Annotated in this window: 2 protein-coding genes; both read right to left on the bottom strand. The window is 54.8% G+C overall.

Annotation, left to right across the window (positions count from 1 at the left end):
• Positions 1-760: RcgR family putative quorum lactone hydrolase (locus ACFHWW_RS33725; RefSeq protein ID WP_379943682.1), on the bottom strand; the 760-nt coding region annotated here is incomplete at its 3' end.
• Positions 750-1,776: RcgA family putative transporter (locus tag ACFHWW_RS33720; RefSeq protein ID WP_379943680.1), on the bottom strand; the 1,027-nt coding region annotated here is incomplete at its 5' end. The genes ACFHWW_RS33725 and ACFHWW_RS33720, both read right to left, overlap by 11 nt.

Genomic DNA, 1,776 nt, shown 5'->3' with positions numbered 1-1,776 from the left:
CCCATGCCCTTCGGAGATCGGCGAGCTCAATTACAGGCTCAAGGCTATCACGTATCGATCGAGTCGCGCGCCCCGTCCAAACCATGTCTGCGAGACTACCCGCCGTCAAAAATAACGAGACCTTCGATACACCCGGATCATGCGCAGCGACCAATCCCGCAACCCATGAGCCAAGGCTCATGCCGAGAACCGAGACCTCTCGATAGCCTTCGCTCTTCAGCCAGCGGATGAGCTTTCGCCCGTCCCATACGGCCTGCCTTACAGATTGGATCGTTCGGCCGAGATTCGGACTAAGCATATAATCGGCGTACAGCGAGCCGGGACGGCTGCGCTCGAAATGATAAGGCATAGCAATCTCGACAACCGTGATCCCACGCTGCGAGAAAAACTTGGCAATCTGACGATTTCGGGCGCTGGCATTCCAGTGATGAAAAATCACCAATCCCTGATCGAGCGATCCGCTCTCGGTGATTTTTGCCCAAACGACGTTGTTCTCTTCGACGTCTGTAGAAATGTCCGATGGAAATCTGAGCCACCCATCGTGCCTTTCAAAGCCCTGACTGCTCCCGCTCGGCTCATCGTAAAAGCCTGAATCAGACAGGGCCTGGTCCGCAAGGACACAAAACTCGTCGATAGTTTCTATCCTCTTCTCGCCCGGGAAGGCCCGTCCGGCGTCGAGGATGAAATCCGTTACTTTCTTCGCTTCCTCACCGCGCCGCGCCCGCCGCTCGTCCCAACGATCAAGCCAATTATGATACACTCTGGTTGCTTCCTAACTCGCTTGCTCGCCATCGCCGAAACTCTGGATCAAAGAGGCCGTATGTCGCGAGCAGCACTCCAACGCCGACGAGGATCGAAAAGCCCTCAAAGGCATCGATCAACAAGTAGCTGGCAACGAGCAACCCTACGACTGCAGACATCCTCCATAGAGGCACGCGAAACCGCCTTCCGGCACCCAAGCGGATGGAACCGTACAGAAATACGACACAGGTCGAAATGGCGACTAGAAGGCTGCTGTAATGCGTTGGCATTCTATAGCTGAAGCTATTGCCGCCGTCGTGGCGCTCATATAGGGCCGAAGACATATCGTGGGCTATCCAGGTCACGATATCTCCTCCGTTCGAGCTCAGGTAAGAGCTTTGGACCTTCATGCATATGGCGACCAGAACACCCAGGACAGTACACCGGAAAATTCCCCGCATCACCCTAAGGCCGATTTCACCGCCCTGGCGCCGATGTTCCACCGGTCGCATCGTTGACGCCTCTTCAATTCTCCAAAGATCATGGACGATCGTATGAAGCAGAATGAGGCCCGCGAAAAAAAGATAAAAGCAGAGGCACATGTACAGATATGCGAGACCTGTGAACACAATGGTCATCGGCACTGATATGACTTCAGGGTGCACAATGGCTAACTTCCCCCAATCTACCGCATAGTTGCCACCGCCGTTGATCAACGGGATCAAACACACGCCGATCCACTGAAAAAGACCCGCGAACAAAACGCAGATCAAGAAAACTGCCCAGTATGTGTACGAATAAGCTTGAACGTTGCGCGTCCAGGCATCGTCGCTTTCCAACCGGTCGCCCTGCGCTACGAGCCTGAAGCGCGCGTCATGTTTCCAGAAGACCAGCAGCTCTATCACGAACGCGAAAAATAGCGGCAAGAGCACCATGAAGAGGAACGTCCAGTTCGGTGCCCACAGAAAACCGACCTGCTTAACGACACCATCCGCCCGGCTATAGGTGGCGCTGTGGATCCCCACGACATACGAC

The organism is Sinorhizobium sp. P24N7 (assembly GCF_042436655.1).
Classification (GTDB): domain Bacteria; phylum Pseudomonadota; class Alphaproteobacteria; order Rhizobiales; family Rhizobiaceae; genus Sinorhizobium; species Sinorhizobium meliloti_A.
Note: the sequence above shows the minus strand (reverse complement) of the source record. Positions and strands in the feature narration are given on the sequence as shown.